Origin of the sequence: Actinomyces israelii DSM 43320 (genome assembly GCF_000711965.1) — a bacterium.
Lineage (GTDB): Bacteria > Actinomycetota > Actinomycetes > Actinomycetales > Actinomycetaceae > Actinomyces > Actinomyces israelii.
This window is the reverse complement of sequence record NZ_JONS01000078.1, coordinates 1-7,286: the sequence shown is the minus strand read 5'-3', so window position 1 is coordinate 7,286 and position 7,286 is coordinate 1. Positions and strand designations below refer to the sequence as shown.

General features: G+C 72.0%; 5 protein-coding genes. All 5 read left to right on the top strand.

Annotation, left to right across the window (positions count from 1 at the left end):
- Positions 1-314 precede the first annotated feature (314 nt).
- Positions 315-2,942, top strand: coding sequence for an ATP-dependent RNA helicase (locus O145_RS14875; RefSeq protein ID WP_169740381.1), 2,628 nt, complete (start codon positions 315-317; stop codon positions 2,940-2,942).
- 101 nt (positions 2,943-3,043) lie between these two features.
- The gene (locus tag O145_RS14870; protein WP_043564390.1) at positions 3,044-3,328 is read left to right on the top strand and encodes an arginine repressor; all 285 of its coding nucleotides are present in this window, start codon (positions 3,044-3,046) and stop codon (positions 3,326-3,328) included.
- 212 nt (positions 3,329-3,540) lie between these two features.
- Positions 3,541-5,007, top strand: coding sequence for a basic amino acid/polyamine antiporter (locus O145_RS14865; RefSeq protein ID WP_043564389.1), 1,467 nt, complete (start codon positions 3,541-3,543; stop codon positions 5,005-5,007).
- Positions 5,008-5,080: 73 nt separating this feature from the next.
- Entirely contained in the window at positions 5,081-6,328 is a 1,248-nt protein-coding gene (locus tag O145_RS14860; RefSeq protein WP_043564387.1) for an arginine deiminase, read from the top strand.
- 104 nt (positions 6,329-6,432) lie between these two features.
- Positions 6,433-7,286, top strand: an 854-nt coding sequence (gene argF, locus O145_RS14855; RefSeq protein ID WP_043564392.1) for an ornithine carbamoyltransferase, incomplete at its 3' end; no start/stop codon positions are given.

The following is a 7,286-nucleotide window of genomic DNA, read 5'->3' as shown; positions in this document are numbered from 1 at the left end:
GCCCTTGACATGGGCAGTCTGCTTGACATTGGCGCTTGTGTCAAGCGTGCTTGGCGCTCCCTCCTCGTCGAGGTCGGTTCGGTTCCGCTGGCGCCGCACCCGGACCGGCAGGCTCGGCGGCGGCCGGTGCACCCGCCGGGTCCGGGAGCCTGACGGCGTCGTCCTTGTCCGCCGCGCAGCGCCGCTCTGCCGCGCGATCCGTCCGGGTGCTGGCTCGCGGCCGTGCGTTGGCTCGTGCGCTCCGTGCTAGCGGAAGCAAAGAAGGAGGGGACGGGCGATGCAGGGGCGGGCCCGGCGTCGGCCACAATGAGCGCGTGGATCCGACCGCGCCCGACCCTCTCGCCCGGCTGCTCGCCGACCCCCCGCCACTGCCCGCACGCGAGGCCCTCCCCCGGCTGCGCAGGCTGCTGGCGGACGAGCCGGGGCGCGGCGTCGTCGTGACCGCCCCGCCCGGCACCGGCAAGACCACCCTCGTCCCGCCCCTGGTCGCCCGGGTCCTCACCGCCCCCGACGACGGTCGGCGCGTCGTCGTCACCCAGCCCCGGCGCGTCGCCGCCCGCGCCGCCGCCCGGCGCCTGGCGGACCTGCTCGGCGAGCCGCTGGGCCGAACCGTCGGCTACGCGGTGCGCGGGGAGCGGCGGGCCGGCCCGCGCACGCGCATCGAGGTGGTCACCGCCGGTCTGCTGCTGCGCCGCCTGCAGGCGGACCCCGACCTGCCCGGGGTTGCCGCCGTCGTTCTGGACGAGGTGCACGAGCGCTCCCTGGAGTCCGACCTGCTCCTGGCGCTCCTCCTGGACGCCCGGGCGCTGCGCGAGGACCTCGTGATCCTGGCCATGTCCGCCACCGTCGACCTCGACCGCCTGCCCGCCATGCTCGCCGCCGCCGGCAGCCCGGCAGGTGCCGCCCCCGTCGTCTCGGTCGCCGGCGCGCTCCACCCGGTCGAGGAGGTGTGGGCGCCCCCGCCACCGCGCGCGCCCCGCCTGGGCCCGCGCGGCGTGCCCCGGGAGTTCCTGGCGCACGTCGCCGCCACCGTGCGGCGGGCCCTGGCCGAGCGCACCGGCGACGTGCTCGCCTTCCTGCCCGGCGCCAGGGAGGTCGACGACGTCGTGAGCCGCCTGCGCGCCTCGCTGCCGCCGGGCACCGACGTCCTGCCCCTGCACGGGCGGCTGAGCGCGAGCGCGCAGGACGCCGCCCTGGCGCCGTCGCCGCCGGGAGGGCGGCGCGTGGTGGTGGCCACGAACGTGGCCGAGTCCTCGTTGACCGTGCCGGGGGTGCGCGTCGTCGTCGATGCCGCGCTGGCCCGCCGGCCGCGCCTCGACGTCGCCCGCGGCATGTCGGGGCTGGTGACGGTCGGCGCCTCCCGCTCGGCGGGCGTCCAGCGCGCCGGCCGCGCGGGGCGCGAGGGCCCCGGCGCCGTCTACCGCTGCTGCTCGCCGGTGGACTGGGCGCGCGCGCCGCAGGCGCCCACGCCGGAGATCCTGTCCGCCGACCTGTCCCGCGCCGCCCTCGAGCTCGCGGTGTGGGGCGCACCGGGCGGGGCCGGCCTGGCCTGGATCGACCCGCCGCCCGCCCCGGCCATGGAGGCCGCCCACCGCACGCTCACGCGCCTGGGGCTGCTGGAGGGCGGCGCGGGGGCGGGCGGCGCCGGCAGCAGCGCTGGCGGCGCTGGCACAGACGACGGCGGAGCGGGCGGGCCCGCCGGGCCGGGCAAGACGGGCGGGCCAGAGGGACCTGGCGGGCCTGGCGGCGCGGCCCCGGCGCCGCTGTCGGCGACCGCGCTCGGGCGCGCCGTGGCCCGTATCCCGGCCGACGTCCGCCACGCGCGCGCCCTGCTGACCGCCGGCGGGATCGTGGGCGCCAAGCGGGCCGCCGAGGCGACCGCGCTGCTCAGCGCCGACCTGCGAGCCCCCGGAGGCGACCTGACCGCGCCGGCCGCGGGGGCGGTCGCCCTGGTGGCGGCGCTCGCCCGCCCCGAGTGGATCGCTCGCCGCCGCGGCCCGGCGCCCGCCGCCGGGGCCGACGCCTCCTACGCCAGCGTCGGCGGCACGGGCCTGCGCATCCCGCGCCGCTCCCCCCTGGGCTCGTCGCCGTGGCTGGCGGTGGCCGACGTCGACGCCGTCCCCGGCCGCGGCGACGCGACGGTGCGCTCCGCGGCGCCCATCGACGAGGAGCTCGCCCTGAGCGTCGGCGCGCCGTGGCTCGTCGAGGAGGAGCGGGTCGTGTGGGCCCGGGGGCGGCTGCGCACGGAGCGGCTGCGGCGCCTGGGCGCGATCACCCTGACGACGACGCCGGGCGGGTCGCCTCCGCCGGGCGCCGCCGCCGACGCCGTCGTGGCGGCGTGCCGGGCCGAGGGGCTCGGCGTGCTGCCGTGGGGCGGGGCGAGCGAGCTGCGGGCGCGCCTGGCCCTGCTCCACCGCGAGCTGGGCGAGCCGTGGCCCGCCATGGACGACGACGCGCTGCTGGAGCGGGCCGGGCTGTGGCTGGCGCCGGCCGTCGAGGCGCTCGCGGCCCGCGCCAGGCAGCTCGACCTGGACAGGCTCGACGTCGGCGCGGCGCTGCGGGCGCTGCTGCCGTGGCCGGAGGCGGCCGGGCTCGACGAGCTCGCGCCGGAGCGGATCGAGGTGCCGTCGGGCTCGCGGGTGCGGGTGTCCTACGTCGGCGAGCGGGGCGAGGCGCTCGGGCGGCCGGTGCTGGCGGTGCGCGTGCAGGAGTGCTTCGGCTGGGCGGACACGCCCCGGGTAGCGGGCGGCCGGGTACCGGTTCTGATTCATCTGCTGTCACCGGCCCGGCGGCCGGTCGCGGTGACCGACGACCTGCGCTCGTTCTGGGCCGGGCCCTACCGGCAGGTGCGCGCCGAGCTGCGGGGCAGGTACCCCCGGCACGCCTGGCCCGAGGACCCGTGGACGACGACGGCGACCCGCGGGACGAGGCGGCGCCGCTGAGGCCCGGCACCAGGGAAGGCCCGGCCCCGGACGCAAGTTACACTTATAACTACCCGACACAAACCGACCCCCTCCTTCATAGAAGAACTCGAGAAATCCAGATGCTCACCTTCCGACGACAACTCCAGAGCGCCGCGCTCAGACCGGAGCGCACCGCCCCCTCGCTGTGGCTGTCCTTCGAGCGCGTCCGCCACCGGATCATTGTGCGCACCGTCGCGGGCGGGGCCACCTATGTGGCCCACAAGATCGACGCCGCGAAGCCGCACGACACTCTCGGCACCATCGCCGGCAACGACTCGGTCGTCGTCGTGTGCGCCAGCCCGGAGGCCGCCGCCGATCTCACGGCCCGGCTGACCGGCATCCTCTCCCCCGTAGGGGGACCTTAGTCCTAAATCGTTCCACGTATTTTTATGCGCGCGTCAACAGATCCCGGTCGCTCGCGCCCCACATCCTGAAGAATTCCACGCGGAGGCGATGCATAGAGGAATGCTTATGCGCGAGGATTTCAATAAATTACCGTTTCACGGACAGAGACAATAGCCCTCGACCTGCCCTAGCCTTCTGACGTCAGACAAGCAGTTCCACAAAGGGGCGGGACATGGCGTCAGAATCGCCTATCGATTCTATTACCAAGGATCATCCAACACCTTCGTCACCCGCGAAGGTGTCCTTGGCCGTACTCATTGCGCTCGTCATCGGCTCGATGATCGGCGGAGGGATATTCGGCCTCCCAAAACAGATGGGTGCCGCGGCGGCGCCCGGGCCGCTCATTATCGGGTGGCTCATCACCGGGGCCGGAATGCTCATGCTGGCCAAGGTCTTCCAGAGCCTGGCCGTGCGGCGGCCCGATATTGACGCGGGCGTCTACGGCTACGCCAAGGAGGGCTTCGGCAACTACCTGGGCTTCTCCTCCGCCTGGGGCTACTGGGTCAGCGCCTGGATGGGCAACGTCGGGTACCTGGTCCTCCTCATGACGTCCATCGGCGTGTTCCTGCCCGGCTTCGGGGAGGGCACCACGCTTCTGGCCACAATCGTCTCCTCGGCGCTCCTGTGGCTGTACCACCTGCTCATTATGCGCGGCATCCGCGAGGCCGCCGTCGTCAACGTCGTCGTGACGATCGCCAAGGTCGTGCCCCTGATCGTCTTCATCATGATCGGGATCGTCGCCTTCAAGGTCGACACCTTCTCCGCCGACTTCTGGGGAGCCCAGAGCGACCTCGGCTCCACGCTCGACCAGATCAAGGCCATGATGCTGGTGACGGTCTGGGTGTTCATCGGCGTGGAGGGCGCCTCCGTCTTCTCCGAGCGCGCTCGTGAGCGCCGCGACGTCGGCCGCGCCACCATCACCGGCTTCGCCTCGGTGCTGGCCCTCCTCCTGCTCGTCAACCTCCTGAGCTACGGCATCGTGCCCCGCGAGGAGCTCGCAGCCCTGGAGGACCCCTCGCTGAGCGGCGTGCTGACCGCGGCGGTCGGCCCCTGGGGCGCCAAGTTCATCGCCGCCGGCCTGTCCATCTCCCTGATCGGCGCCCTGCTGTCCTGGTTCCTCATGTGCGCCGAGGTCCTGCGCGTGCCGGCGCTCGACAACACCATGCCACGCTGGTTCTCCAGGGAGAACAAGAACGGCACGCCGGTCGGCGCAATGTGGCTGACCACCTCAATGGTCCAGCTCGTGCTGATCTGGGCTCACTTCGCCGGATCGACCTACAACGCCCTCGTTACCCTGGCGGCCGCGCTCATCCTCATCCCCTACCTGTTCTCGGCCGCGTTCCACCTCATCAACTCCTTCCGCAACCGCAGGAAGGCCGGGACCGGAGACATCGTCATCGGCGTGCTCGGAACCCTCTACGCCATCTGGCTCCTGTACGCGGCCGGACTGGCCTACCTCCTGTTCGTGGGCCTGTTCTACCTGCTGGGAACCCCCTTCTACGTCGTCGCCAGAAAGCAGGCGAAGGAGAAGGTCTTCACCACTATCGACTGGATCGTCGTCGCCGTCTTCTCCCTGACCTCGCTATACGCGATCTACGGGTTGTGCATGGGATATTTCACTGAAATGCTTACGAACTGAGCCCAAGCAACTGCACGACCACCCACCGACGGCCGGATAAGGACCGGCCGACTCAAGAAAGGACACCGACACCATGAGCACATCACCCAACGGAGTCTGGTCCGAGGCCGGGAGGCTGCGAACCGTCATGGTCTGCGCACCCGGACGGGCACACTCCTTCCTCACGCCCTCGAACTGCCACGAGCTCCTCTTCGACGACGTCCTCGACGTGGAGCGGGCCCGCGCGGACCACGCGGACTTCGTCTCCCTCATGCGAGAGCGCGGCATCAAGGTGCTGGAGTTCGAGTCCCTGCTCGCCGACGTCCTCGACGTGCCCGAGCACCGCGCCTGGATCCTCGACCGCCGCGTCAACAGGGACACCATGGGCGTGGGCGTGGCCGAGGGCCTGCACGGCTGGATGGACGAGATGCCCAGCAAGGAGCTGTGCTCCTACCTCATCGGCGGGCTGTCCTCCGACGAGGTCGCCGAGGACATCCTCGGCACCGGCATCGCGCCCTACCACGTGGGCATCGACGAGCCCGAGATGCTCATCGCCCCCCTGCCCAACTCGATCTTCACCCGCGACTCCTCCGCCTGGCTCTACCAGGGCCTGTCGCTGAGCTCGATGTTCTGGGCGGCCCGCAAGCGCGAGACCATGCTCGTCAAGGCAGTCTACAAGTTCCACCCGACCTTCGCCTCCAGGGAGTTCCCCATCTGGTTCGACGCCGCCGAGGGCGACCAGGGCCACTCCTTCATCGAGGGCGGCGACATCATGCCGGTCGGCAACGGCGTCGTCCTGGTCGGCATGGGCGAGCGCTCGACCTACCAGGCCGTCAGCCGCCTGGCCCGCGGGCTGTTCGAGCAGGGCGGGGCCGAGCGCGTGATCGCCGCCCGCATGCCGCGAGACCGCTCCACCATGCACCTCGACACCATCTTCACGTTCTGCTCCGAGGACGTCGTCAACATCTACGAGCCGGTGGTCGCCGGCCTCACCTCATTCTCCCTCGAGCCCTCGAGCACGGAGCCGGGAGGCATCAGGGTCACGCACGAGGCGGGCTCCTTCCTCGACGTCGTCGGCCAGGCGCTGGGCACCAGGCTGCACCCGGTGTCCTCCCCGGCCGGCCGCCTGGGCGCCGCCCGCGAGCAGTGGGACGACGGCAACAACGTCGTGGCCCTCGAGCCCGGCGTCGTCGTCGCCTACGACCGGAACTACGGCATCAACTCAGCCCTGCGCAAGGCGGGCATCGAGGTGCTCGAGATCTCCGCGGCCGAGCTCGGCCGCGGGCGCGGCGGCGGCCACTGCATGACGTGCCCCATCGACCGCGACGCGGTGGGCTACTGACACCCGGCTGCGCACAGCCGATTAGCGCATCCACCATATTCTGTCTATATTATTCCAACCATCTATCTATCTCATCCACCATCGAGTCAGGTTCAGGAGTTGTTGTGGGTCATTTGTTGTCTGGTCGTCATTTTCTGAGGGAGCTGGACTTCTCTGCTGAGGAGTGGGGGTCGTTGCTGGATCTGGCTGGGGAGCTGAAGGCGGCGAAGCGGTCTGGTTGTGAGGTGCGGCGTCTGGTGGGGCGGAATATCGCTCTGGTCTTTGAGAAGACCTCGACGCGGACGCGGTGCTCGTTCGAGGTGGCGGCCTATGACCAGGGGGCGCGGGTGACGTACCTGGACCCGTCGGGCTCCCAGCTGGGGCACAAGGAGTCGGTGGCGGACACGGCGCGGGTGCTGGGCCGGTTCTATGACGGGATCGAGTTCCGGGGCAGCCGGCAGGAGCACGTCGAGACGCTGGCGGAGCTGTCGGGGGTGCCGGTGTGGAACGGTCTGACCGACCAGTGGCACCCCACGCAGATGCTGGCCGACCAGCTGACGATGCTGGAGCACTCGGGGGGCCGGCCGCTGGGGGAGGTGTCCCTGGCCTACCTGGGGGACGCTCGTAACAACGTGGCCCACTCCCTGCTGGTGTCGGGGGCGCTGATGGGCATGGACGTGCGCATGGTCTGCCCGGGCGAGCTGCGGCCCGAGGCGGGTGTGGTGGCGGCGGCCGAGGGCCTGGCCGCGGGCAGCGGCGGCCGGGTCACGGTCACCGAGGACCCGGCCGCGGGCGTGGAGGGGGTGGACTTCCTGTACACCGACGTGTGGGTCTCCATGGGCGAGCCCAAGGAGGTGTGGGACTCCCGGATCGGCCTGCTGCGCCCCTACCAGGTCAACGCGGCCCTGGTCCGGGCCACCGGCAACCCCGGCGTGAGGTTCCTGCACTGCCTGCCGGCCTTCCACGACCGGGGCACCGC